The 25,408-nt window shown below is 60.5% G+C and carries 21 protein-coding genes; 9 read left to right on the top strand and 12 right to left on the bottom strand.

Translation table 11 applies throughout. The features are described from left to right. Nucleotides 1-371: 371 nt before the first annotated feature. From mnmE to rpmH, 5 genes are all read right to left on the bottom strand, one after another. On the bottom strand, nucleotides 372-1,742 hold the full coding sequence (gene mnmE, locus N805_RS22305) for a tRNA uridine-5-carboxymethylaminomethyl(34) synthesis GTPase MnmE (RefSeq protein ID WP_019470305.1): 1,371 nt from the start codon (nucleotides 1,740-1,742) through the stop codon (nucleotides 372-374). Nucleotides 1,743-1,830: 88 nt separating this feature from the next. Continuing rightward, nucleotides 1,831-3,513 carry a membrane protein insertase YidC gene (yidC, locus tag N805_RS22300; RefSeq protein WP_019470306.1) on the bottom strand — a complete coding sequence of 561 codons (1,683 nt, stop codon included), beginning with the start codon at nucleotides 3,511-3,513 and terminating at the stop codon, nucleotides 1,831-1,833. Nucleotides 3,514-3,515: 2 nt separating this feature from the next. Beyond that, the gene (gene yidD, locus N805_RS30215; RefSeq protein WP_075046823.1) at nucleotides 3,516-3,761 is read right to left on the bottom strand and encodes a membrane protein insertion efficiency factor YidD; all 246 of its coding nucleotides are present in this window, start codon (nucleotides 3,759-3,761) and stop codon (nucleotides 3,516-3,518) included. Beyond that, nucleotides 3,754-4,158, bottom strand: coding sequence for a ribonuclease P protein component (rnpA, locus tag N805_RS22295; protein WP_019470307.1), 405 nt, complete (start codon nucleotides 4,156-4,158; stop codon nucleotides 3,754-3,756). Before rnpA ends, yidD begins: the two co-directional genes overlap by 8 nt. Nucleotides 4,159-4,171: 13 nt before the next feature. Beyond that, a complete protein-coding gene (gene rpmH / locus N805_RS30210) occupies nucleotides 4,172-4,306 on the bottom strand; it encodes a 50S ribosomal protein L34 (protein ID WP_003253163.1) in 135 nt (44 codons plus the stop codon). A 596-nt stretch (nucleotides 4,307-4,902) separates the two neighbouring features. On the opposite strand from rpmH, the gene dnaA reads away from it, so the two are divergent. The 4 genes from dnaA to gyrB are packed head-to-tail and all read left to right on the top strand — an operon-like array spanning nucleotide 4,903 to nucleotide 11,135. Continuing rightward, nucleotides 4,903-6,447 carry a chromosomal replication initiator protein DnaA gene (gene dnaA, locus N805_RS22290; RefSeq protein ID WP_019470308.1) on the top strand — a complete coding sequence of 515 codons (1,545 nt, stop codon included), beginning with the start codon at nucleotides 4,903-4,905 and terminating at the stop codon, nucleotides 6,445-6,447. A gap of 40 nt (nucleotides 6,448-6,487) precedes the next feature. Further along, the gene (gene dnaN / locus N805_RS22285) at nucleotides 6,488-7,591 is read left to right on the top strand and encodes a DNA polymerase III subunit beta (protein ID WP_016497344.1); all 1,104 of its coding nucleotides are present in this window, start codon (nucleotides 6,488-6,490) and stop codon (nucleotides 7,589-7,591) included. Between the two features lie 15 nt (nucleotides 7,592-7,606). Then, nucleotides 7,607-8,710, top strand: a complete 1,104-nt coding sequence (gene recF / locus N805_RS22280; RefSeq protein WP_019470309.1) for a DNA replication/repair protein RecF — start codon at nucleotides 7,607-7,609, stop codon at nucleotides 8,708-8,710. A 4-nt stretch (nucleotides 8,711-8,714) separates the two neighbouring features. Continuing rightward, nucleotides 8,715-11,135 (top strand): DNA topoisomerase (ATP-hydrolyzing) subunit B, encoded by a 2,421-nt coding sequence (gyrB, locus tag N805_RS22275; protein WP_019470310.1) that lies wholly within the window; start codon nucleotides 8,715-8,717, stop codon nucleotides 11,133-11,135. 64 nt (nucleotides 11,136-11,199) lie between these two features. On the opposite strand, the gene N805_RS22270 is transcribed toward gyrB, so the two are convergent. Together N805_RS22270 and N805_RS22265 are read right to left on the bottom strand one after the other, a co-directional pair. Beyond that, a complete protein-coding gene (locus N805_RS22270; protein WP_019470311.1) occupies nucleotides 11,200-11,607 on the bottom strand; it encodes an RcnB family protein in 408 nt (135 codons plus the stop codon). Between the two features lie 200 nt (nucleotides 11,608-11,807). Continuing rightward, complete coding sequence (locus tag N805_RS22265) at nucleotides 11,808-13,106, bottom strand: sigma-54 interaction domain-containing protein (RefSeq protein WP_019470312.1); 1,299 nt, start codon at nucleotides 13,104-13,106, stop codon at nucleotides 11,808-11,810. Nucleotides 13,107-13,325: 219 nt separating this feature from the next. Here N805_RS22265 and N805_RS22260 point away from each other — a divergent pair, with 219 nt between their 5' ends. Genes N805_RS22260 through N805_RS22250 form a run of 3 tightly spaced genes read left to right on the top strand, consistent with a single transcriptional unit; the run spans nucleotide 13,326 to nucleotide 16,333 of the window. Continuing rightward, the gene (locus N805_RS22260) at nucleotides 13,326-14,210 is read left to right on the top strand and encodes an MBL fold metallo-hydrolase (protein ID WP_019470313.1); all 885 of its coding nucleotides are present in this window, start codon (nucleotides 13,326-13,328) and stop codon (nucleotides 14,208-14,210) included. A 39-nt stretch (nucleotides 14,211-14,249) separates the two neighbouring features. Next, a complete protein-coding gene (locus N805_RS22255) occupies nucleotides 14,250-15,518 on the top strand; it encodes an NAD(P)/FAD-dependent oxidoreductase (protein ID WP_019470314.1) in 1,269 nt (422 codons plus the stop codon). Further along, a complete protein-coding gene (locus N805_RS22250) occupies nucleotides 15,515-16,333 on the top strand; it encodes a sulfite exporter TauE/SafE family protein (RefSeq protein WP_019470315.1) in 819 nt (272 codons plus the stop codon). The genes N805_RS22255 and N805_RS22250 overlap by 4 nt, the downstream gene beginning before the upstream one ends. Here the strand turns inward: N805_RS22250 and N805_RS22245 are convergent. Then, nucleotides 16,322-17,209: a LysR family transcriptional regulator gene (locus tag N805_RS22245; RefSeq protein ID WP_019470316.1), complete on the bottom strand. Its 888-nt coding sequence runs from the start codon at nucleotides 17,207-17,209 to the stop codon at nucleotides 16,322-16,324. The genes N805_RS22250 and N805_RS22245 overlap by 12 nt on opposite strands. 238 nt (nucleotides 17,210-17,447) lie before the next feature. Between N805_RS22245 and N805_RS22240 the strand changes: the two genes are divergently transcribed. Continuing rightward, the gene (locus tag N805_RS22240) at nucleotides 17,448-19,094 is read left to right on the top strand and encodes a GMC family oxidoreductase (RefSeq protein ID WP_019471027.1); all 1,647 of its coding nucleotides are present in this window, start codon (nucleotides 17,448-17,450) and stop codon (nucleotides 19,092-19,094) included. A gap of 97 nt (nucleotides 19,095-19,191) precedes the next feature. Beyond that, on the top strand, nucleotides 19,192-20,811 hold the full coding sequence (locus N805_RS22235; protein WP_019471028.1) for an MFS transporter: 1,620 nt from the start codon (nucleotides 19,192-19,194) through the stop codon (nucleotides 20,809-20,811). A gap of 177 nt (nucleotides 20,812-20,988) precedes the next feature. Here the strand turns inward: N805_RS22235 and N805_RS22230 are convergent, their stop codons facing one another. The 4 genes from N805_RS22230 to glyQ are packed head-to-tail and all read right to left on the bottom strand — an operon-like array spanning nucleotide 20,989 to nucleotide 25,347. Beyond that, a complete protein-coding gene (locus N805_RS22230; protein ID WP_019471029.1) occupies nucleotides 20,989-21,774 on the bottom strand; it encodes a lysophospholipid acyltransferase family protein in 786 nt (261 codons plus the stop codon). Nucleotides 21,775-21,820: 46 nt separating this feature from the next. Beyond that, entirely contained in the window at nucleotides 21,821-22,348 is a 528-nt protein-coding gene (gmhB, locus tag N805_RS22225; RefSeq protein ID WP_019471030.1) for a D-glycero-beta-D-manno-heptose 1,7-bisphosphate 7-phosphatase, read from the bottom strand. 3 nt (nucleotides 22,349-22,351) lie between these two features. Beyond that, complete coding sequence (glyS, locus tag N805_RS22220) at nucleotides 22,352-24,403, bottom strand: glycine--tRNA ligase subunit beta (RefSeq protein WP_019471031.1); 2,052 nt, start codon at nucleotides 24,401-24,403, stop codon at nucleotides 22,352-22,354. Further along, nucleotides 24,400-25,347: a glycine--tRNA ligase subunit alpha gene (gene glyQ, locus N805_RS22215; protein ID WP_019471032.1), complete on the bottom strand. Its 948-nt coding sequence runs from the start codon at nucleotides 25,345-25,347 to the stop codon at nucleotides 24,400-24,402. Before glyQ ends, glyS begins: the two co-directional genes overlap by 4 nt. Between the last annotated feature and the right edge of the window lie 61 nt (nucleotides 25,348-25,408).

Raw genomic sequence — 25,408 nt, 5'->3', positions numbered from 1 at the left:
GGGCTATGGATAACGTCATTTAGCCTGTGGATGAAATGGCTATTTACCCACAGGGGGATTTTTCCTCAGAAAAAAAGCCTGCTTATCAACTGAGCTGAAGATGGGTTTTCCACAGGGCTCCTGAGCGCAGTTTTCAGGTTGTGGATGAAAAAATACTCAAGTTCGCGACAGATGCGGACAAGGCGACAGCCGGTTTTCCGCAAAAGCGTCGGCCCAGCCATAGAGATCTAGCGGTTGTACGGGCGTCTTCGCGGGCATGCCCGCTCCCACAGGTGCGCTGTTGACTTCACTGTGGTCTCTTCCTGCAACGAATTTCAGGCAAAAAAAAGCCGCTCCCTAAGGAGCGGCGCTTGGCCTTGTCTGGCTGTGGATTACTTGCCGATGCAGAAGCTGGAGAAAATCCGCCCCAGCAGGTCATCCGAGCTGAACGCCCCGGTAATTTCCCCCAGGGCATGCTGTGCCTGGCGCAAGTCCTCTGCCAGCAGCTCTCCTGCGCCCGCCAAGGTCAACTGTGCACGGCCGTGCTCCAGGTGCTCGCTGGCCTGGCGCAAGGCATCCAGGTGGCGCCGGCGGGCACTGAAGCCGCTCTCTGACGTCTGTTCGTAACCCATGCAGGCCTTGAGATGGTCGCGCAGCAGTTGCAGCCCTGTGTCGTCGCCCTTGGCACTGAGGGTGATGGTCACATGGCCGTCATCGCACTGTTCCAGCGCTACCCGCTCACCACTCAGGTCGGCCTTGTTGCGAATCAGCGTGACCTTGGCCGGGTCCGGCCGCTGAGCGAGAAACTCGGGCCATAGGGCAAACGGGTCGCTGGCCTCCGGCGCGGTGGAGTCGACCACCAGCAACACACGGTCGGCCTCGCCAATGGCCTTCAGGGCGCGTTCTACGCCGATCTTTTCCACATGGTCATCGGTATCACGCAAACCGGCGGTATCGACCACGTGCAGCGGCATACCGTCGATGTGGATATGTTCGCGCAGGATGTCCCGGGTGGTGCCGGCGATATCGGTGACAATGGCGGCTTCCCGACCAGCCAGCTGATTCAGCAGGCTCGACTTGCCGGCGTTCGGCCGCCCGGCGATGACCACCGTCATGCCGTCACGCAGCAAGGCACCCTGCCCGGCCTCACGTTGCACGGTGGATAACTCGCCGCGCACTGCATCGAGCATCGACAGGACGTGGCCATCGGCGAGGAAATCGATCTCCTCTTCAGGGAAGTCGATTGCTGCCTCGACGTAGATGCGCAGGGCAATCAGCGCCTCGGTCAGGCTGTGCACACGCTTGGAGAATTCCCCTTGCAGCGAGCGCAGGGCGTTACGTGCCGCCTGGCTGGAGCTGGCCTCGATCAGGTCGGCAATGGCTTCGGCCTGGGCCAGGTCGAGCTTGTCGTTGAGGAACGCACGTTCGCTGAATTCACCCGGGCGGGCCAGGCGACAGCCAACTTGTACACAGCGCTGCAGCAGCATGTCCAGCACCACCGGGCCACCGTGGCCCTGGAGTTCGAGCACATCTTCGCCGGTGAACGAGTTCGGCCCAGGGAAGAACAACGCAATCCCCTCGTCCAGCACCCGCCCTTCATCGTCGCGGAACGGTCCGTAATGGGCATGGCGAGGGGTCAGCGTACGACCGGTGATCAACTGCCCGGCCTTGCTGGCCAAAGGGCCGGACAACCTGACAATACCCACACCACCGCGGCCTTGGGCGGTAGCGATGGCGGCGATGGTTTCACGCACAGTGTTCATGCTCGAAAGCCTCTACGACAAAAACGACAGATAGCAAAAACGCCCCACTAGGGGGCGTTTTTTATTCACAGGCTAGCGTACTAGCCCGTCAAGCAGCAGCTTTTTTGGTGGCTGCTTCGATACGGCGAGTGATGTACCACTGCTGCGAAATCGACAGGCAGTTGTTCACAACCCAGTACAGCACCAGACCAGCCGGGAACCACAGGAAGAAGAAGGTGAAGATGATCGGCATCATTTTCATCACCTTGGCCTGCATCGGATCCGGCGGCGTCGGGTTCAGGCGCTGCTGGATGAACATGGTGGCGCCCATGATGATCGGCAGGATGAAGAACGGATCCTTGATCGACAGGTCGGTAATCCACAGCATCCATGGGGCCTGGCGCATTTCCACGCTTTCCAGCAGTACCCAGTACAGGGCCAGGAATACCGGCATCTGCACCAGGATCGGCAGGCAGCCGCCCAGCGGGTTGATCTTCTCTTTCTTGTACAGCTCCATCATCGCCTGGGACATCTTCTGGCGATCGTCACCGAAGCGTTCCTTCAGCGCGGCAAGCTTGGGCGCAACAGCTCGCATGCGCGCCATGGAGCGGTAGCTGGCAGCCGACAGCGGGAAGAACAGGCCTTTGATCAGCATGGTCAGCACGATGATCGACCAGCCCCAGTTACCCAGCAGGCTGTGGATATGTTGCAGCAGCCAGAAGATCGGCTGGGCGATGAACCACAGGAAGCCGTAGTCGACGGTCAGTTCCAGGCCTGGGGACAACTCTTTGAGCTTGGACTGGATCTTCGGGCCGGCGTACAGCATGGCGCTGGTTTCGACCTTGCCACCCGCAGGAACGCTGAGGGCTGGGCCGGTGTAGCCGATGATGTAGTTGCCCTGGCTGTCCTTACGGGTCTGGACAACGTTGTTGTCCGACTTGGCCGGAATCCAGGCGGTCACGAAGTAGTGCTGCAGCCACGCAACCCAGCCGCCGGACACATTTTCTTTCAAACTACCCTTGTCGATGTCCTTCATCGAGACCTTTTTGTAAGGCTCGGAAGCTGTCCACAGGGCTGCGCCCAGGTAGGTGGCGGTGCCAGTGGCAGTGCTCGAGGACGGATCGCCGCTGGCGTCACGCTTGAGCTGGGCAAACATGTTGCCGCTCCAGGCCTGGTCGCTCTGGTTGTCGATCAGGTAGCTGACATTCAGGTCGTACTCACCGCGCTTGAAGCTGAAGCGCTTGATGTAGTTGACACCGTTGTCGCTGAACTTCAGGTCGACCACCAGTTGTTCCTGGCCGTCGGCCAGCTGGTAGCTCTTCTGTTCGGCGGCATACAGCGGACGGCCGCTGGCGCGGGCATCCGGGCCGTTGGCACCGGTCAGGCCGCTTTGTGCCAGGTAGACACGCTCACCACCATTGTCGAACAACTGGAATGGAATGTTCGGGTGGTCTTGACGGCGTGGGTACTTCGGCAGGTTCAACTGGACGATGTCACCACCGACCGGATCGATAGCCAGTTCCAGGACGTCGGTCTTGACGCGGATCAGGTCCTTGCTGAGTGCGACCGGTGCCAGTTCGGCAGCACTCGATTCGGCGTTGGCGCTTGGTACATCGGCGCTGGCGCCGTTGTTACCGGCCGGCACGCCATCAGGCAAACCCGGAGCAACAGTGCTGGCAGCAGTATTCTGAGTCGGCAGGGCAGCTTGGCCGTAGTCATCGTTCCACTTCAGGACCATGACGTAGGACACGACTGCCAGCGCGGCGATCAGGATCGTGCGTTTAATATCCATGATTACTCGGCTATCGAAGAAGTTCGGGAGGAAGGAGCGGGTGGAACGGGGTCGAAACCGCCGTCATTCCACGGATGACAACGCCCCAGGCGACGAACGGCCAGCCACCCACCACGCCAGAGGCCATGGTTTTCGATGGCTTCATAAGCGTAACAGGAGCAACTGGGGAAAAAACGACAGTGACTGGCCATCAGAGGACTAATGGCGTAACGGTAAAACTGGATCGGAACGAGTGCCAGTTTACGCATCTTGGCTGTCTACCCCTGCGGAATTGGCGGTGACTGCTGGTGTTGGCCGGCTGCGTGCCAGGCGTTTCCAGAGCTTGCCAAAGTGTTGGTGCAATTCCGGGTTTTCTATCTCACCCAATCCCTTGCGCGCGACGATCACGATGTCCAACCCGGCAAGCGATTGCTGGTTCAGACGAAAGGAATCGCGCATCAAGCGCTTGAGGCGGTTGCGTTGAACGGCGAGCTTGACGCTCTTCTTGCCAATCACCAGGCCGAGACGTGGGTGATCGAGACCGTTCTCGCGAGCAAGGATCAGCAGGTTTTTCCCTGGAACCTTGCCGGTTGGGGAGTCGAAGACCGCTTTGAAGTGTCGGGGTGTAAGCAGTCGCTTTTCCCGACTGAAGTCCTGACTCACCACCTGTGCCGAAAAATCAAATGGCCAGACGCTTACGGCCTTTGGCACGACGACGCGACAGAACAGCACGGCCGTTCTTGGTAGCCATACGGGCACGGAAACCGTGGGTGCGGGCGCGCTTGATGGTGCTTGGTTGGAAAGTACGTTTCATGGCGTGTTACCTGGTTTGTCGACGACGGGCCGGGATGGCCCCCTTTTTAAGAGACCGGCGATTCTAGAGAAAGCAAGCCCGTAGGTCAATTTCCAACCAGCTATTCCCTATAGGCCGTGTGATGGACGGTGCCTGCTCGGTCATCCTCAAGGGGGTGCTTGATCGGACACACGAATCGGGGACAACATGAAAAAAAAGAAGAGACATATAAAAAGCTTTTCTGAATAACTTATAAATCTTAGGTGGATAACCTTCTGTGGATAACCTTCTGTAGGCCAATAAATACGAGCTGTACAGAGTTTTAAAACCTTGTTCTCAACCGGTGCTGCGCTTGTTTCCATCGTGGTCGAAACCTGTGGATTAAAATGCCGCTTATCCACAGCTGAGTTATCAACAGATCTGGACCCAGGGTTGTGCATAGCCCTCATGGTCGTTTATCCACAGGGCTTATTCACAGTGAGGCAAAGCCTTTTTGGTCGATAAATGGCTGTTTTGTCATGGTTCCTAACGTGTCCACATGTGGATAACTGAACGCTCGACCGGTACAATGGCGGTTTGCTTTTGCCTCATCCGGCTTTCAAACTCAGGGGATATCCGTGTCAGTGGAACTTTGGCAGCAGTGCGTGGAGCTTCTGCGCGATGAACTGCCTGCCCAGCAATTCAACACCTGGATCCGTCCGCTACAGGTCGAAGCCGAAGGCGACGAGTTGCGCGTCTATGCGCCTAACCGTTTCGTTCTCGATTGGGTCAATGAAAAGTACCTGAGCCGCTTGCTCGAGCTGTTGGGTGAGAACGGCAGCGGCATTGCGCCTGCCCTTTCCTTATTAATAGGCAGCCGCCGCAGCTCAGCCCCACGTGCAGCGCCCAACGCGCCTGTCAGCGCCGCGGTAGCCGCTTCGCTGGCGCAGACCCGGTCGCAGAGCCAGGCACAAAAGCCTGTGCCGGTAGCGGCAGCGGTCGAACCCGTTGCTGTCACGGCCACCGAGCCTGTACTGGTCAATGAATTGGCAGAGCCGTCCTCGCGTGACAGCTTTGATGCCATGGCCGAGCCTGTGTCGGCGCCAGCCAGCAATGCCCGGACCGAACAGCGCACCGTCCAGGTGGAAGGTGCGCTCAAGCACACCAGCTACCTGAATCGCACTTTCACCTTCGACACCTTCGTCGAAGGTAAGTCGAACCAGCTGGCGCGCGCGGCTGCCTGGCAGGTGGCTGATAACCCCAAGCATGGCTATAACCCGCTGTTCCTGTACGGCGGCGTTGGCCTGGGTAAAACCCACCTTATGCATGCTGTGGGTAACCACCTGCTGAGGAAGAACCCGAACGCCAAAGTCGTGTACCTGCACTCCGAGCGCTTCGTAGCAGACATGGTCAAGGCGCTGCAGCTCAACGCCATCAACGAATTCAAGCGCTTCTACCGTTCGGTGGATGCGTTGCTGATCGACGATATCCAGTTCTTTGCACGCAAAGAGCGCTCGCAGGAAGAGTTTTTCCACACCTTCAATGCCCTGCTTGAGGGCGGCCAGCAGGTAATTCTTACCTCTGACCGTTACCCCAAGGAAATCGAAGGCCTGGAGGAGCGCCTGAAGTCGCGCTTTGGTTGGGGGCTGACGGTGGCTGTTGAGCCGCCAGAGCTGGAAACCCGCGTAGCAATCCTGATGAAGAAGGCCGACCAGGCCAAGGTCGAGCTGCCACATGATGCGGCCTTCTTCATCGCCCAGCGCATTCGCTCCAACGTACGTGAGCTGGAAGGTGCGCTGAAGCGGGTGATTGCCCACTCGCACTTCATGGGCCGCGATATCACCATCGAGCTGATCCGTGAGTCGCTGAAAGACCTGCTGGCGCTGCAAGATAAACTGGTCAGTGTGGATAACATTCAGCGCACCGTTGCCGAGTACTACAAGATCAAGATCTCTGATCTGTTGTCCAAGCGTCGTTCGCGTTCTGTCGCGCGTCCACGTCAGGTGGCCATGGCCCTGTCCAAGGAGCTGACCAACCACAGCCTGCCGGAAATCGGCGACATGTTCGGTGGTCGTGACCATACGACCGTGCTGCACGCCTGCCGCAAGATCAACGAATTGAAGGAATCCGACGCGGACATCCGCGAGGACTACAAGAACCTGCTGCGGACGCTGACGACCTGATGGCCGTCTGCGCAGCTAATTGAAGGCAAGGGACTAGACCATGCATTTCACCATTCAACGCGAAGCCCTGTTGAAACCCCTGCAACTGGTCGCCGGTGTCGTAGAGCGCCGTCAGACCTTGCCGGTCCTGTCCAATGTATTGCTGGTCGTGCAAGGCCAGCAGCTGTCGTTGACCGGTACCGACCTGGAAGTCGAACTGGTGGGCCGCGTACAACTGGAAGAGCCGGCCGAGCCTGGCGAAATCACTGTGCCGGCGCGCAAGTTGATGGACATTTGTAAAAGTCTGCCGAACGACGCCCTGATCGATATCAAGGTCGACGAGCAGAAACTGTTGGTGAAGGCCGGCCGTAGCCGCTTCACTCTGTCGACCCTGCCAGCCAATGACTTCCCGACTGTGGAAGAAGGCCCGGGCTCGCTGACCTGCAACCTGGAACAGAGCAAGCTGCGCCGTCTGATCGAGCGCACCAGCTTCGCCATGGCCCAGCAGGATGTGCGTTACTACCTCAACGGCATGCTGCTGGAGGTTTCCCGTAACACCCTGCGCGCAGTTTCCACCGACGGCCACCGCCTGGCGCTGTGCTCCATGACAGCGCCAATCGAGCAGGAGGACCGCCATCAGGTCATCGTGCCGCGCAAAGGTATCCTGGAGCTGGCGCGTCTCCTGACCGACCCCGAAGGCATGGTCAGCATCGTGCTGGGCCAACACCACATTCGCGCCACGACCGGTGAATTCACCTTCACCTCCAAGCTGGTGGACGGCAAGTTCCCGGACTACGAGCGTGTACTGCCCAAGGGCGGCGACAAGCTGGTGGTCGGCGACCGTCAGGCGCTGCGTGAAGCCTTCAGCCGTACGGCGATTCTTTCCAACGAAAAGTACCGCGGTATTCGCCTGCAACTGGCGGCTGGCCAACTGAAGATCCAGGCCAACAACCCCGAGCAGGAAGAAGCTGAAGAAGAGATCAGCGTGGACTACGAAGGTAGCTCGCTGGAAATCGGCTTTAACGTCAGCTACCTGCTGGACGTGCTGGGCGTGATGACTACCGAGCAAGTTCGTCTGATCCTGTCCGACTCCAACAGCAGTGCGCTGCTGCAGGAAGCTGGCAACGACGATTCTTCCTACGTTGTCATGCCGATGCGTCTGTAACCTGTAGCAGGCGCAATGTCCCTTCGACGGATCATGGTCACCGCGGTGCGCAACTTGCACCCGGTGACCCTCTCGCCCTCCCCCCGCATCAATATCCTTTACGGCGCCAACGGCAGTGGCAAGACCAGCGTGCTCGAGGCCGTGCACTTGCTTGGGCTGGCACGCTCATTTCGCAGCACCCGCCTGAACCCGGTCATCCAGTACGAACAGCCTGCCTGTACCGTGTTTGGCGAAGTGCAGTTGGCTGAAGGTGGCACCAGCAACCTGGGTGTCTCCCGAGAGCGGCAGGGAGAATTCACCATACGCATCGATGGGCAGAACGCACGGAGCGCCGCCCAGCTGGCGGAGTTGTTACCGCTGCAGCTCATCAACCCAGACAGTTTCCGGCTGTTGGAAGGTGCCCCGAAGATACGCCGCCAGTTTCTGGATTGGGGTGTGTTCCACGTGGAACCTCGCTTTTTGCCAGCCTGGCAAAGGCTGCAGAAGGCGCTGCGGCAGCGGAACTCATGGTTGCGTCATGGTACACTTGACGCAGCTTCGCAAGCCGCCTGGGACCGGGAATTGTGCCTGGCCAGCGCGGAAATAGATGAATACCGTCGCAACTACATCAAGGCCTTGAAGCCCGTCTTCGAGCGAACCCTGAGCGAACTGGTCGAGCTGGACGGGTTGACCCTTAGCTACTACCGAGGCTGGGACAAGGACCGGGAACTGCAAGAAGTACTCGCATCCTCTCTCCTTCGCGATCAGCAGATGGGCCATACACAGGCCGGTCCGCAGCGTGCTGATCTGCGTCTTCGTCTGGCTGCCAATAACGCGGCCGACATCCTGTCGCGTGGTCAGCAAAAGCTGGTGGTGTGCGCATTGCGCATTGCCCAAGGCCACCTCGTCAGCCAGGCTCGTCGCGGCAACTGTATTTATCTCGTGGATGACTTGCCGTCCGAACTGGACGACAAGCATCGCCGCGCGCTGTGCCGCTTGCTTGAAGAATTACGCTGCCAGGTGTTCATCACCTGTGTAGATCACGAATTACTGAGGGAAGGCTGGCAGACGGAAACGCCAGTTGCTTTGTTCCACGTGGAACAAGGCCGTATCACCCAGACCCACGACCATCGGGAGTGAAGGCATGAGCGAAAATCAAACGTACGACTCCTCCAGCATCAAGGTGCTGAAAGGTTTGGATGCCGTACGCAAGCGTCCCGGCATGTACATTGGCGACACCGATGATGGTAGCGGCCTGCACCACATGGTCTTCGAGGTGGTCGACAACTCGATCGACGAAGCCCTCGCCGGTCACTGCGATGACATCACCGTCATCATCCACACGGACGAATCCATCAGTGTGCGCGACAACGGTCGCGGCATTCCGGTCGACGTGCATAAAGAAGAAGGCGTTTCCGCAGCTGAGGTCATCATGACCGTACTGCACGCCGGCGGTAAGTTCGACGATAACTCCTACAAGGTATCCGGCGGCCTGCACGGCGTGGGTGTTTCTGTTGTGAACGCCTTGTCCGAGAAACTCGTACTGACCGTTCGCCGTAGCGGCAAGATCTGGGAACAGACCTACGTTCACGGGGTACCACAAGCGCCGATGGCGGTTGTCGGTGAAAGCGAAACCACCGGTACCCACATCCACTTCAAGCCGTCGGCTGAAACCTTCAAGAATATCCACTTCAGCTGGGACATCCTGGCCAAGCGTATCCGCGAGTTGTCGTTCCTCAACTCGGGCGTTGGCATTCTGCTGAAGGATGAGCGCAGCGGTAAGGAAGAGTTCTTCAAGTACGAAGGCGGCCTGCGTGCATTCGTCGAGTACCTGAACACCAACAAGACGCCGGTCAACTCCCAGGTGTTCCACTTCAACGTTCAGCGTGAAGATGGCGTGGGTGTGGAAGTCGCTCTGCAGTGGAACGACAGCTTCAACGAAAACCTGCTGTGCTTCACCAACAACATTCCACAGCGCGACGGTGGTACCCACTTGGTGGGCTTCCGTTCTTCGCTGACCCGCAGCCTGAACAGCTACATCGAACAGGAAGGCCTGGCCAAGAAGAACAAGGTGGCGACCACGGGTGACGACGCTCGTGAAGGCCTGACCGCGATCATTTCGGTAAAGGTTCCGGACCCCAAGTTCAGTTCGCAGACCAAAGACAAGCTGGTCTCCTCGGAGGTGAAAACCGCCGTGGAACAAGAGATGAACAAGTACTTCTCCGACTTCCTGCTGGAGAACCCGAACGAGGCCAAGGCCGTCGTTGGCAAGATGATCGACGCAGCTCGTGCGCGTGAAGCGGCACGTAAAGCCCGTGAGATGACTCGCCGCAAAGGTGCGCTGGATATCGCCGGCCTGCCAGGCAAGTTGGCAGACTGCCAGGAGAAGGACCCTGCCCTTTCCGAATTGTACCTGGTGGAGGGTGACTCCGCAGGTGGCTCGGCCAAGCAAGGTCGTAACCGTCGTACCCAGGCGATCTTGCCGCTGAAGGGTAAAATTCTCAACGTCGAGAAAGCACGCTTCGACAAGATGATCTCGTCCCAGGAAGTGGGCACGCTGATCACTGCGCTTGGCTGCGGTATCGGCCGCGAAGAGTACAACATCGACAAGCTGCGTTATCACAACATCATCATCATGACCGATGCTGACGTTGACGGTTCGCACATCCGTACCCTGCTGCTGACCTTCTTCTTCCGTCAGTTGCCGGAGCTGGTCGAGCGCGGCTATATCTACATTGCCCAGCCTCCACTGTACAAGGTGAAAAAAGGTAAGCAGGAGCAGTACATCAAGGATGACGAGGCCATGGAAGAATACATGACCCAGTCGGCCCTGGAGGACGCAAGCCTGCACCTGGACGAGTCGGCTCCAGCGGTTTCTGGCGTGCAGCTGGAAAGCCTGGTGAACGAATTCCGTAGCGTCATGAAGACCCTCAAGCGCCTGTCGCGTTTGTACCCGGAAGAGCTGACCGAGCACTTCGTCTACCTGCCTGAGGTGACCCTGGAGCAGTTGGGTGACCACGCAGTGATGCAAGCCTGGCTGGCCAAGCTGCAGGAGCGTCTGAACTCCAGCCAGAAGTCTGGCCTGGCTTACAACGCCAGCCTGCGTGAAGACAAAGAGCGCAACGTGTGGCTGCCGGAAGTGGAAATCACTTCCCACGGCCTGGCCAGCTACATCACGTTCAACCGTGACTTCTTTGGCAGCAATGACTACCGGACCGTCGTCAACATCGGTGCCAAGCTCTCCAGCCTGTTGGGTGAAGGTGCTTACGTACAACGTGGTGAACGTCGCAAGGCAATCGTCGAGTTCAAGGAAGGCCTGGACTGGCTGATGAACGAGACCACCAAGCGTCATACCATCCAGCGATACAAAGGGTTGGGTGAGATGAACCCGGACCAGCTGTGGGAAACCACCATGGACCCGACCGTTCGCCGTATGCTCAAGGTCACCATCGAGGATGCAATCGCTGCTGACCAGATCTTCAACACCCTGATGGGTGATGCAGTCGAGCCGCGTCGTGAGTTCATCGAAAGCAACGCGCTGTCGGTGTCGAACCTGGACTTCTGATCAGGTGTAAATCGACAGACACTAAAAAGCCCGCTGATGCGGGCTTTTTAGTGTCTGCAAAAAATCAGTAGCCGGTAAGAATGTTCACGATCCTGCCACTGGCGATCGACATCAACACATAGTCGCCGTTCACATACAGCCAACGGTGGTCACGCGGTGGCGCATACAGGTGGCGCGCTTTCCAGTCGGTCACCCAGTAACGGTCACCACGGTAATGCGGGTCCACGGCATGACCACGCTGCCATTGCTGATGAGGTACCGGCATGCCTTGTTGTGGACGGAAGTTCGGGTCACGGTAAGCGGGACCGCGGCCATTGTCATGTCGGCCCTGTTGCTGCGGCTGACCATGCGGCGAGTTGCCTTGGTGCGATGGGCCGCCATCATGTCGGTCGGGTGGGCCCGGCTGCGCGAAGCTGGCCAACGGTGCGCTGAACATGAGCGCGGCGCAGATCACGGTTAGGGTTTTCTTCATGTGTTGCGGTCCTCTGCCTATTAACGCCCGGTTGTCACTGTCTGGGTACCGGGTGCGGTTAACCAATCAGACCACGGTTCTAGCCGTTTAATGTAAGGGCAGAGGTAAAGGTCGGGTAAAGGTGTAGAAGGGAGACCGCTGTGGATGCTGTATCGCATCAACCCTCTGACTCCCACAGAGTCCGCGTTTGTGGATATTCGTTAGTTCAGCCCCAGGGCCTTCAAGCGGCGATAGAGCGTGCGTTCACTCATGCCAAGATGGCTGGCCAGTTCGCTACGCGAGCCCTTGAACTGTTCCAGCGCCTGCGCCAGCTCACCCAAGTCATTACGACGGCCGCTTCCTTTCAGCGCCCCCACCGGCCCGATATCTTCCGGCAAGTGCTCAGGTCGGATCAGCCCGTCATCGGCAAACAGACGCGCCCTTTCCAGTATGTTGCGCAGCTCGCGGATATTGCCCGGAAACGGATGCAACCCAAGTTGCTGCAAGGCATCCTCACTCAACCTGGGCGTTGGCTTGCCGGCCGTGGCCATGCGCTGCAGCAGGCTCTGCGCGAGCAGCGGCAGGTCTTCCACCCGCTCGCGCAATGCCGGCAGGCGAATCGGAAAGCCGCTGATGCGGTAGTAAAGGTCTTCACGGAAGGCGCCCTGCGCCACCATCTGTTTGAGCGGCTTGTGGGTGGCCGATACCAGGCGGAAATCCGAATGCACCGTGCGCAGGCTGCCCACCGGGCGGAAGCTGCCGGACTCGATCAGACGCAGCAGCTTCACCTGCATCGCCAGCGGTACTTCGCCAATTTCGTCGAGGAACAGGGTGCCGCCATGGGCCGCCTCAGCCAAGCCGATCTTGCGTTGGTTGGCACCGGTGAACGCGCCTTTCTCATAACCGAACAACTCGCTTTCGAACAACGGCTCCGTCAGGCCAGTGCAGTCCACCACCACCAGCGGGCCGTTTGCTCTGGGGCTGCCTATGTGCACCGCACGGGCGAACAGTTCTTTACCGCTACCGGACTCACCCTGCAGCAGCACCGGGATCTGCGCTGGCGCTGCACGTTGCAGGCTGGCCAAGGCGGCCTTGAAGGCTGGCGCACGGCCGACCAGGCCCTGCTCTTGAGGTTGCGCTGATGCGAGGGTGATGGTGGTCAGGCGTTCGACAAAAGCCACCACCCTGCCCTGCTCATCCAGAATCGGGCGCAGCTCGACATCCACATGCTCGGGGCCGCGTGGTGTGTGATGCACATGCAGCACTCGCTCGGGCACCTTGCTGTCCCAGGCCTTGCGCATGGGGCAATGCTCGCCGGCCTGGTCGCACGGTACGGCGTAATGGTGCGAGACCTTGTGGCACTTCTCCCCCAGCGGGGCCTGGTCATGGTGGCCGAACTGGCGGCGATAGGCGGCGTTGGCGGCCAGGATGTTGTAGTCGGTGTCCAGCACGATGGCCGGCAGGGCATCGTGCTCAAGGTAGGAAACCAGAGCTAGGATGAGGGGATGGGCTTCAGGCATGACGGCACCGTTTGGATGACTGAGCAGCGTAACAAGGACTGCCAAACACTGCCATTGGCTGACAGTCGACTGCCACCTGCTCTGCCACTGCTGCTGCCAGTTGTCTGCAACCGGCCGGTTTCCTTGGCCCAAGCGCGCTGAAAAGGCTGGCATGCATCTTGATAAACCTCCTGTCACTGCCTACGCCTTGCAAGGGGGGCGGATAAATTGGAGAACGTGATGATCATCGGCAACAACCTTCACGTGGACGCCTTTTACGACGAGGCGACCTCGACCATCAGCTACCTGGTCATGGACCGTGAAAACCGGCAATGCGCATTGATCGACAGTGTGCTGGATTACGACCCCAAGTCCGGGCGCACCTGCACCGCTTCGGCGGATCGCCTGGTCGAGCGCGTGACCGAACTGAATGCCAGCGTGCGGTGGGTACTGGAAACCCATGTACACGCCGACCATCTTTCAGCAGCCGCCTACCTGAAGGAAAAGCTGGGCGGCCATACCGCCATCGGCGCGCATATCACCCAGGTGCAGAAAGTATTCGGTGCGTTGTTCAATGCAGAGCCTGGCTTCGCCCGAGATGGCAGCCAGTTCGATGTGCTGCTCGAAGACGAGGAAGGCTTTCGTATTGGCAACTTGCACGCGCGGGCGCTGCACACGCCGGGGCATACACCCGCGTGCATGAGTTTCATGATCGAAGACGCCGGCGAGATCGCGGTGTTTGTGGGGGACACCCTGTTCATGCCCGACTACGGCACTGCCCGCTGCGACTTCCCTGGGGCCGATGCCCGTACCCTGTACCGCTCGATCCGTCGTCTGCTGGCGTTCCCCGACCAGACCCGGCTGTTCATGTGTCACGACTACCTGCCAGGTGGCCGTGAGATGCAGTACGTCACCACCGTGGCCGAGCAGCGCGCCAGCAACATTCATATTCACCAGGGCATCGATGAGGACAGTTTCGTCGCCATGCGCGAAGCCCGTGACAAGACCCTCGACATGCCGGTGCTGATCCTGCCTTCGGTGCAGGTGAACATGCGCAGCGGACAGCTCCCCGCGCCGGAAGAGAACGGCGTGAGCTACCTGAAAATCCCGCTGAACAAGCTGTAACCGCCCTGCCCCATAATCAGATTTCCAGGATTTACCGCCATGCCTGCCTTGTTGTCCCCTGCCAATACCGACCACCACAAGGTGGTCATCGTCGGTGCCGGTGCCGCTGGTATCGCCACCGCTTCCAGCCTGGTCAGCCGTGACCCGTCGCTGGACGTTGCCTTGATTGACCCTGCCGACGTGCATTACTACCAACCCGGCTGGACCATGGTCGGTGCCGGTGTGTTCAAGGCACCGAGCACCGCCCGCACCATGGCCTCGACCATCCCGCGCGGTGTGCGCTGGGTCAAGGCGCGGGTACAGGGGTTCGACCCTACGGGCCAGTTGGTAATCCTCGAAGACGGTCGCGCCATCAGCTATGAACAGCTGGTCGTGTGCCCTGGCCTCACGCTGGACTGGGCGGCCATCGATGGGCTGAGCGAAACCCTGGGCCGCAACGGTGTCACCTCCAACTACCGCTACGACCTGGCGCCCTATACCTGGGAGCTGGTGCAAAAACTCAAGCAAGGCCGTGCCGTATTTACACAGCCGCCTATGCCGATCAAATGTGCGGGCGCGCCGCAGAAGGCGCTGTACCTGTCTTGTGACCATTGGCTGCGCAACGGCCATCTGGGCGCGGTGAAAGCCAGCTTCTTCAATGCCGGTGCAGTTTTGTTCGGAGTGGCTGACTACGTGCCCGCGCTGATGAAGTACATCGAAAAATACGCCGTGGACCTCAATTTCTCCCACCGACTGGTAGCCGTGGATGGCCCGAGCAAGCGCGCCACCTTCGTGCGCACCCTGCCCGATGGCAGCAGCGAAACGCGCATCGAGGCATTCGACATGCTCCACGTGGTACCGCCACAGGTGGCGCCGGCGTTTATTCGCGAAAGCCCTTTGGCCGATAACGCCGGCTGGGTCGATGTCGACCCGCATACCCTGCGCCATCGCAAGTACACCAACATCCATGCACTGGGTGACGTGGCCAGTACCAGCAATGCCAAGACTGCCGCAGCTGCCCGCAAGCAAGCACCGGTAGTGGCCAACAACGTGCTGGTGGCCTTGGGCCGGCTGCCTACCCTTGCCCAATACGATGGCTATGGTTCGTGCCCGTTGACTGTCGAGCGCGGCAAAATCGTCCTGGCGGAATTCACCTATGGCGGCAAGTTGGCACCAAGCTTCCCCAACTGGTTGCTGGACGGCCGCAAACCCACGCGGCTGGCCTGGTTGCTCAAGGCGCAGGCGCTGCCGCCGTTGTACTGGCAAGGCATGCTCAAGGGCCGTGAGTGGCTGGCCCGCCCGCAGCTGGTAACCGAGGGTGGGCAGTGATCGAACATCAATTGTTGGGGGCGGGCCTGGGGGCAATCATCGGTGCCGTGCTGGCGTTGACCGGCGCTGGCGGGGGCATTCTCGCAGTGCCTTTGCTGGTGTTCGGCCTAGGGCTGTCGATGGTCGAGGCGGCACCGGTCGGCCTGTTGGCTGTAGGCCTGGCAGCGGCGGTCGGCGCGATGCTGGGCCTACGGCAGGGGCTGGTGCGTTATCGGGCGGCGTTGTTTATTGCGCTGATCGGCGTAGCGGCGGCGCCGTTCGGGCTGATGCTGGCGCACCGTCTGCCGAATACACCGTTGCAGGTGGTATTCGCCGGGGTGCTGGTTTATGCCTGTCTGCGGATCTGGCGCAAGGCTGCCAAAGAACTGCGCGGCGAGGCAAATGACGCTCATCGCTTTATCGAGCCGTGTGTGCTGAACCCGTTGCAAGGCCGCTTGCGCTGGACCTTGCCCTGCGCACGAGCCCTGGCATTCACCGGTGCCTTGTCTGGGTTGCTGTCGGGTCTGCTCGGGGTTGGCGGTGGTTTCGTCATCATCCCGGCCCTGAACCGCTATACCAACCTGCGCATGGCCAGCATCGTTTCCACTTCGCTGGCGGTGATCGCGCTGGTGTCCACCGGCAGTGTGGTCAGCGCCAGCCTTGCCGGCGTCATGCACTGGCAGGTCGGCGCCCCGTTTGCCGTCGGTGCGGTGCTCGGCCTGTTACTGGCGCGGCCATTGGCGGCCAGGCTGGCTGGGCCGCGCTTGCAGCAGATGTTTGCCATGGCCGGTTGGGCGGCGGCAGTGCTACTGGCCGGCAAAGCGCTATTGGGCTAGCAGCTCGTCCTGTTGCGCCGCACACAGTGCCAGCAGGTAATCCCACACCACCCGCAGGCGCACAGACTTGTGCAGCTCGCGGCGGGTGCATATCCAGTAGCTGCGCTGGATGGTCTCACCCGGCAGCACGCGCACCAGTGTCGGATCGTGGCGCGCCATGTAGTTGGGCAGTACGGCGATGCCTAGCCCGGCGCGGGCGGCAGCTTGCTGGGCAATGACGCTGGTGCTGCGAAACACCACGGTGGGTGCCCGGCAGAAGCTGTTGAGAAACAGCAGCTCCTGGCTGAACAGCAGGTCGTCGACGTAGCCGATCCAGTTGTGCTTGGCCAGGTCTTCGCGGTTGCGCAGTGGCGGCGCGCGGTCCAGGTAGCCTTGGCTTGCGTACAGCGCCAGGCGGTAGTCGGTGAGCTTGCGGGTTATCAACAGGTCGGCGTTGGGCCGTTCCAGGTGAATGCTGATTTCCGCTTCGCGGTTGAGGATGCTGACAAAGCGCGGCACCGCCACCAGTTCCACCTCCAGGCCCGGGTAGCGCTCGAACAGCGCGTTCATGCGCGGGGTGAAAAACATGATGCCGATGCCTTCGGTCACCCCCAGGCGAATCTTGCCCAACGGGGTGATGGCCTGGGTGATTTCTTCCTGCGCCAACAGCGCGACGTTTTCCATGGCTTCTGCATGCTTGAGCAGGGCTTGGCCGGAGGGGGTCAGCTCGTAGCCCTGGGCATGCTGTACAAACAGGGCAGTGCCCAGGCTTTGCTCGATGCTCTCGATGTGCCGGGCCACGGTGCTGTGGGTAGTGTTGAGGCGCTTGGCGGCGGTAAGCAGTCGGCCGCTACGCTGCAACTCGAGGAAAAACCGCAGATCGTTCCAGTCGAACATGCTGATCCTTGTGGCTGTTCGTCCGGCCCTTTCGCGGGTAAACCCGCTCCCACAGGGACCGCGCCGCCTTCAGAAGCAGCGCCGAACCTGTGGGAGCGGGTTTACCCGCGAAGAGGCCGGTATAGGCTTACCCCTGTGCTAAAACGCACAACGGCTGCGCGAAATCTCGTGTTTCACCCACGAAATTACGCACTAAGATGGATCGGGACAAGAATAAAAAACGGGCGCGAGGTTGCACATGCCATCAGCCGATTCTGTCTTCGACTACGTGGTCGTAGGGGCCGGTCCCGCCGGATGCCTGCTGGCCAATCGTTTGTCCGCCGACCCTTCCTGCCGCGTTCTGCTGCTGGAAGCGGGTGGCCGCGACAACTATCCCTGGATTCACATACCCGTCGGTTACCTCTACTGCATCGGCAACCCGCGTACCGACTGGTGCTTCAAGACCGAGGCCCAGCCTGGCCTTGGCGGTCGTGCCCTGGGCTACCCGCGTGGCAAGGTGCTGGGTGGCTGTTCCTCGATCAACGGCATGATCTACATGCGCGGCCAGGCGGCCGACTATGACAGTTGGGCCGAGCAAGGAAATGACGGCTGGGCCTGGAAAGATGTGCTGCCGCTGTTCAAGGCCAGCGAAAACCACTTCGCCGGCGCCAGTGAGCACCACGGCGGTGACGGCGAATGGCGGGTCGAGCGCCAGCGCTACAGCTGGCCGATCCTCGATGCTTTCCGTGATGCCGCCGAGCAAAGCGGCATCGGCAAGGTCGACGACTTCAACACCGGCGACAACCAGGGCTGTGGATACTTTCAGGTCAACCAGCGCAGCGGCGTACGCTGGAACGCATCCAAAGCCTTCCTGAGGCCGATAAAGGACCGCGCCAACCTCACTGTGCTGACCGGCGTTCAGGTTGACCAGGTACTGCTCAACAACACCCGGGCGCGGGCGGTAAAGGCGTTGTGGCAAGGTGCCTGGCATGAGTTTGCTGCGCGCCGTGAGATCATCCTTTGTGCTGGCGCTGTCGGCTCACCCGGCATCCTGCAGCGCTCTGGAATCGGCCCGCGGCACCTGCTGGAAGGCTTGGGCATTGGCGTTCGTCACGACATGCCCGGCGTCGGTGGCAACTTGCAGGACCACCTGCAACTGCGCCTGATCTACCAGATCCGCAACACCCGCACCTTGAACCAGATGGCCAACAGCCTCTGGGGCAAGATGGGCATGGGCCTGCGCTACCTCTATGACCGCAGCGGCCCATTGGCGATGGCGCCAAGCCAGCTGGGCGCGTTCGTGCGCTCGAGCCCGGAACAGGCCACCGCCAACCTGCAGTATCACGTACAGCCGCTGTCACTGGAGCGCTTCGGTGAACCGCTGCATTTGTTCCCGGCCTTTACTGCATCGGTGTGCAACCTGCGCCCAGCCAGCCGCGGGCGTATCGATATCAGCAGCACCGACATGAACAGCACGCCGCTGATCGACCCCAACTACCTCAGCGACCCACAGGACCTGCGCGTGGCTGCCGATGCCATCCGCCTCACCCGGCGCATCGTGCAGGCCCCTGCCCTTGCAGCGTTCGACCCCAAGGAATACCTGCCAGGCCCAGCCCTGCAAACCGAGCAAGAGCTGTTCGAGGCAGCCGGCAAGATTGGCACCACCATCTTCCACCCGGTGGGTACCTGCCGCATGGGCAGCGGTGCCCTGGACGTTGTGGATAACCAGCTGCGGGTACACGGCATCCCCGGTTTGCGCGTGGCCGATGCCTCGATCATGCCGCAGATCACCTCCGGTAATACCTGTTCACCGACCCTGATGATCGCCGAAAAGGCGGCGCAACTGATCCTCAAAGGAGCTGCTACCCAGACCTACTTGAACGAAGACGCAATACCGACCCCCTGACCCGGGTGCGTGCAACACCGGCGGCTTGCGGTCAAAAGCCGCCGACAGTGGAACAAAAAGAATAATCACTGTGGCCTGCGGGCCGAGGACAGCAACGATGTCGGATTACATCCAAGAGCAGGGTGCGGCGGCCAGCAGCTCCAGCCGCCGTGAAGAACGCAAGATCATTTTCGCGTCATCCCTCGGGACGGTTTTCGAGTGGTATGACTTTTTTCTCTATGGTGCGCTGGCAGCGGTCATCAGCAAGCAGTTCTTTGCTGGGGTGAACGACACCACCGCCTTCATCTTCGCCCTCATGGCCTTCGCCGCCGGCTTTCTGGTGCGGCCGTTCGGTGCATTGGTGTTCGGCCGCCTGGGCGACATGATCGGGCGCAAGTACACCTTCCTGGTCACCATCGTGCTGATGGGCCTGTCCACCTTCGCCGTGGGATTGCTACCCACTTATGCCAGCATCGGCATTGCCGCACCGATCATTTTGGTGATCCTGCGCATGCTCCAGGGGCTGGCGCTGGGCGGTGAATACGGCGGTGCTGCCACCTATGTGGCCGAGCATGCGCCCCATGGCAAACGGGGCTTCTACACCGGTTTTATCCAGTCCACTGCCACCCTTGGGCTGTTGCTGTCGCTGCTGGTGGTGCTGGGCAGCCGCTACATCAGTGGCGACCAGTTCGAAACCTGGGGCTGGCGCCTGCCGTTCCTGTTGTCGATCGTGCTGCTGGCCATCTCCACCTGGATCCGCATGAGCATGCACGAGTCACCGGCGTTCGTGAAAATGAAGGCCCAGGGCAAGGTCAGCAAGTCGCCGATCCGTGAGTCGTTCACCTCCTGGCCGAACCTGAAAGTGGTGCTGACCGCGCTGTTCAGCATCAACGCCGGGCAAGCCGTAACCTTCTACACAGCGCAGTTCTACGTGTTGTTCTTCATGACCCAGATGCTGAAGATGGACCCGGCCCAGGCCAACACCCTGCTGATCATCAGTGTGGTGATCGGTGCGCCGTTCTTCGTATTCTTCGGCTGGCTATCGGACCGTGTTGGACGCAAGCCGATCCTCATGCTGGGCCTGCTGCTGGCCACGGTGCTGTACTTCCCGCTGTTCAAGGCGCTAAGCCACTACGCCAACCCTCAGATCGACGCCGCCAGCCGGCAGGCGCCTATCGTGGTCACCGCCGACCCACAAAGTTGTACCTTCCAGTTCGACCCGGTGGGCAAGGCTCGTTTTGACAGCCCGTGCGACAAGGTCAAGACGTTCCTGGTCAAGCAGGGCCTGCCGTACAGCTCGGTAAACGTGGCCGGCAGCGATGTGGTGGTCAACATTGGTGAAAAGACCATCAATGGCTACGACGAAGCGGCCATGCGCACCGCAGTGGAGCAGGCTGGCTACCCGGCCAAGGCCGACCCAGGGCAGGTCAACCAGGTAATGGTGGTGGTGCTGATCGTGGCGATGATTCTGATCGCGACCATGACCTATGGCCCGCTGGCGGCCGTGATGGTCGAACTGTTCCCGACCCGCATCCGCTACACCTCGATGTCCCTGCCCTACCATATTGGCAATGGCTGGTTCGGCGGCTTCCTGCCAACCGTGTCGTTCGCGCTGGTGGTGTATACCGGGGATATCTTCTACGGGCTGTGGTATCCGGTGCTGGTGACCGGGATCAGTTTGGTCGTGGGGATTTTCTGCCTTAAAGAGACCAAAGACGTGGATCTCGACAAGGTCTGATGCTGTTCACAGGGCACAAAAAAACCGGCTGTAAAAGCCGGTTTTTTTATGCCCCAAAAAAACTTATGCACGATTTTAAGAAAAATGTCACACGCAGAAATAAACAGCTAATTCAACTACTTAGCGTTCACTTCAAGCATTTGATCGAAAAACTGCTCACAAGTTATCCACAGATCATCAAGCCGTCTGCTGTTGGGTTTTTTCATCGGCTGGCGGCAGCGAACCCAGGGCCCGTTGGGTGGCTTCGTTCCACGCTGCAGCGCGGTCGTTGAGTTCGGCGATGGCACGTGGCCCGGTGCCATTGGCATACATCGGCTCGCCAATCACCACTTCGATGGTGCCTGCACGCTTGCCCCAACCGGTCTTCGGCCAGAACTTGCCGGCATTGTGGGCAATCGGCAGCACCGGCAGCCCGGCATTCACGGCCAACGCGGTACCGCCGCGGGAGAACTTGCCCACGGTGCCGTACGGCACGCGGGTGCCTTCCGGAAAGATCAGCACCCAAGTCTTCTGCTTGAGCAGCTCGTCGCCTTTGCTCGCCACCTGGCGCAACGCTTCCTTGGGGTTGTCGCGGTTGATCGCGATCGGCCGCAGCATGGCCATGGCCCAACCGAAGAACGGCACGTACAGCAGCTCGCGCTTGAGCACCTGGCTCAGCGGCGAAAAGTACTGGGAAAGGAAGAAGGTTTCCCAGGTGCTCTGGTGGTTGGACAGAATCACACAGGGCTCATTCGGCACGTTCTCGGCGCCGGTGACCTTGTAGTCGATGCCGAGAATGGTGCGCACCAGGAACAGCGCGCAGCGACACCAGTACACGTTGATGAACCTGTAGCGCTTGGGGAACGACAGGAACGGCGCGATGAAGAAGCTCAGCGAGCACCACAGCAGCGAACTGGTGCCCAGCAGCAGGTAAAAAAGAAAGATTCTGATCGCCTGCAGGATCGACATAGTGGCTTGTACCATTGCGGGGCATGCCCGCCTGAGAAAAATGCGCCCGAAGGCGCACCGTTTAAATTAGTTCTCTGGCGATAGCTGCCAGATCGTCGAAAATCAGTGTAGTTTCAGGGACGCCTTTTTCCAGGGTCCGCTCGCCCTTGCCGGTTTTTACCAACACGGGTTGTGCACCGACGGCCAGGGCGGCCTCCAGGTCACCTTTGCTGTCACCGACAAACCAGACGCCTTGCAGGCCGACCCGGTAATGCTCGGCAATCGCCAGCAGCATGCCAGGCTTTGGCTTGCGACAATCGCAGCCTTCGTCCGGCCCGTGCGGGCAATAGACGATATGGCCCACCTCGCCCCCCTGCTCGGCCACCAGCTCGCGCAGGCGTGCGTGCATGGCTTCCAGGGTTGCCAGTGTGTAATAGCCACGGGCAATGCCGGACTGGTTAGTGGCCACGGCCACCGTCCAGCCCGCTTTGCTCAACTGCGCAATGGCCTCGACCGAGCCAGGGATCGGCACCCATTCTTCCAGCGTCTTGATGTAGGCGTCGGAGTCATGGTTGATGACCCCGTCACGGTCGAGAATCAGCAGTTTCAAGGCTTACCCCAGCAGCGAAATGTCGGCCACGCCCAGGAACAGGCCGCGCAGGCGGCTGAGCAGGGCATAACGGTTGGCGCGTACTTTGGCGTCTTCAGCGTTGACCATCACCGCCTCGAAGAAGGCGTCGACCGGGTCACGCAGGGCCGCCAGGCGGGCCAGCGATTCACTGTACTGGCGTGCAGCAGCCATCGGTTGCACGGCCTGGTCGGCCTGCTGGATGGCCGAGTACAGGGAGAACTCGTTGGCGTTGTCGAAGTACTTTGGCTCGACCTGTTCGGCGATGGCGCCTTCGGCCTTGCTCAGCAGGTTCGATACACGCTTGTTCACCGCGGCCAAAGCTTCGGCTTCTGGCAGCTTGCGGAAGGCCTGCACGGCCTGTACGCGCTGGTCGAAGTCCAGGGCCGAGCCTGGCTGCAGTGCACGCACCGACAGGTAGGTGGCCACGTCGATGCCTTCGTCTTCGTAACGCGCACGCAGGCGGTCGAAGATGAATTCCAGTACCTGTTCGGCCAGGCCGGCGGCCTTGACCTTGGCGCCGAACTGCTTGACTGCGAACTCGACCGCACCAGTCAGGTTCAGGTCCAGCTGCTTCTCGATCAGGATGCGCAGCACGCCTAGGGCGGCACGGCGCAGGGCGTACGGGTCCTTGCTACCGGTGGGCAGCATGCCGATGCCGAAGATGCCAACCAGGGTGTCGAGTTTGTCGGCGATGGCCACGGCAGCACCGGTGAGGGTCTGCGGCAGCTCGGCGCCAGCACCGCGCGGCATGTACTGCTCGTTCAGGGCCAGTGCGACGTCTTGCGGCTCACCGTCGTTGAGCGCGTAGTAATAACCGGCAACACCCTGCATTTCAGGGAACTCGCCGACCATCTCGGTGGCCAGGTCGCACTTGGACAGCAGGCCGGCACGGCCGGCGCGCTGGGCGTCGCCGCCGATCAGCGGGGCAATGAACGCAGCCAGTTTGGACACACGCTCGGCCTTGTCGTACACAGTGCCCAGCTGAGCCTGGAATACCACGTTCTTCAGGCGCTCGTTGAAGGTTTCCAGCGGCTGTTTCTTGTCCTGCTTGAAGAAGAACTCGGCGTCGGTCAGGCGTGGGCGCACGACCTTCTCGTTGCCTTGCACGATCTGCTTCGGGTCGCGGCTCTCGACGTTGGCTACGGTGATGAAGCGCGGCAGCAGCTTGCCTTCGCTGTCCAGCAGGCAGAAGTACTTCTGGTTGTCCTGCATGGTGGTGATCAGGGCTTCTTGTGGCACTTCAAGGAAACGTTCCTCGAACGAGCACACCAGCGGCACTGGCCACTCGACCAGGGCGGTCACTTCGTCCAGCAGCGCAGGCGGCACGATGGCGGTGCCTTCCTGCTGCATGGCCAGCTCGGCGGTACGCTTGCTGATCAGCTCGCGGCGCTCGGCGAAGTCGGCCAGCACGTAGGCCTTGCGCAGGTCTTCGACATAGTTGGCCGGGGTGGTGATGACCACGTTTTCCGGGTGGTGGAAGCGGTGGCCACGGGATTCACGGCCGGCCTTCTGCGACAGGATGGTGCAGTCGACCACCTGGTCGCCCAGCAGCATCACCAGCCATTGCGTCGGGCGCACGAACTCTTCACGGCTGGCCGCCCAGCGCATGCGCTTGGGAATCGGCAGGTCGTTGAGCGAATCTTCGACGATGGTTGGCAGCAAGCCGACGGTGGACTTGCCCGGGATATGCTGGGAGAAGCGCAGCTTGGCGCCGCTCTGGTCGATTTCCGACAGATCTACACCGCATTTCTTGGCAAAGCCAAGAGCAGCCTGGGTCGGCTCGCCGTCTTTGAAAGCAGCCTGCAGGGGCGGGCCGTCGATGTTGATGCTGCGGTCAGGCTGCTGCACGTCCAACTGGCGGATCAGCACGGCCAGGCGGCGCGGCGCGGCGTACACCTGCTTGCCGGTGTAGTTCAGGCCAGCGGCCTGCAGGCCTTTCTCGATGCCGGCCAGGAAGGCGTCGCCGAGGGTGGCCAGGGCTTTGGGTGGCAGCTCTTCGGTGCCCAGTTCTACCAGGAAATCTTGAGCACTCATTGTGCAGCCTCCAGCTTAGCCAACACTTCGTCACGCAGTTCAGGGGTGGCCATCGGGAAGCCCATGCGTGCGCGGGCTTGCAGATAGCTTTGCGCCACGTCCCGGGCCAGGGTACGTACACGCAGGATGTAACGCTGGCGCTCGGTTACCGAGATGGCGCGGCGCGCGTCCAGCAGGTTGAAGGTGTGCGAGGCCTTCAGGACCATTTCGTAGGTCGGCAACGGCAGATCCAGCTTGATCAGGCGATTGGCTTCGCTTTCGTAGAAGTCGAACAGTTCGAACAGCTTGTCGACGTTGGCGTGTTCGAAGTTGTAGGTCGACTGTTCCACCTCGTTCTGGTGGAACACGTCGCCGTAGGTAACCTTGCCGAACGGGCCGTCGGCCCATACCAGGTCGTACACCGAGTCGACGCCCTGGATGTACATGGCCAGGCGCTCCAGGCCGTAGGTGATTTCACCGGTGACCGGGTAGCACTCGATACCGCCTACTTGCTGGAAGTAGGTGAACTGGGTGACTTCCATGCCGTTGAGCCAGATTTCCCAGCCCAGGCCCCAGGCGCCGAGGGTCGGCGATTCCCAGTTGTCTTCGACGAAGCGGATGTCGTGCACCAGCGGGTCCAGGCCGATGGCTTTCAGCGAGCCGAGGTACAGCTCCTGGAAGTTGGCCGGGTTGGGCTTGAGCACGACCTGGAACTGGTAGTAGTGCTGCAGGCGGTTTGGGTTTTCGCCATACCGCCCGTCGGCAGGGCGACGGCTAGGCTGCACGTAGGCGGCGTTCCAGGTTTCTGGGCCGACGGCGCGCAGGAACGTGGCGGTATGGAAAGTGCCGGCGCCTACTTCCATATCGTAGGGCTGAAGCACCACACAACCTTGAGCTGCCCAGTAGTTCTGCAGGGCGAGGATCAGGTCTTGGAAGGTACGCACGGCTGGCGTAGGCTGGCTCACGAAATTCACCTGTATCTGGGGATGCGGATGTAAAGAGCGGGAGTATAACCTGATTCGCCTC

It is taken from the genome of Pseudomonas putida S13.1.2 (assembly GCF_000498395.2).
GTDB lineage: Bacteria > Pseudomonadota > Gammaproteobacteria > Pseudomonadales > Pseudomonadaceae > Aquipseudomonas > Aquipseudomonas putida_Q.
This window is presented reverse-complemented; position numbering and strand designations above follow the sequence as displayed.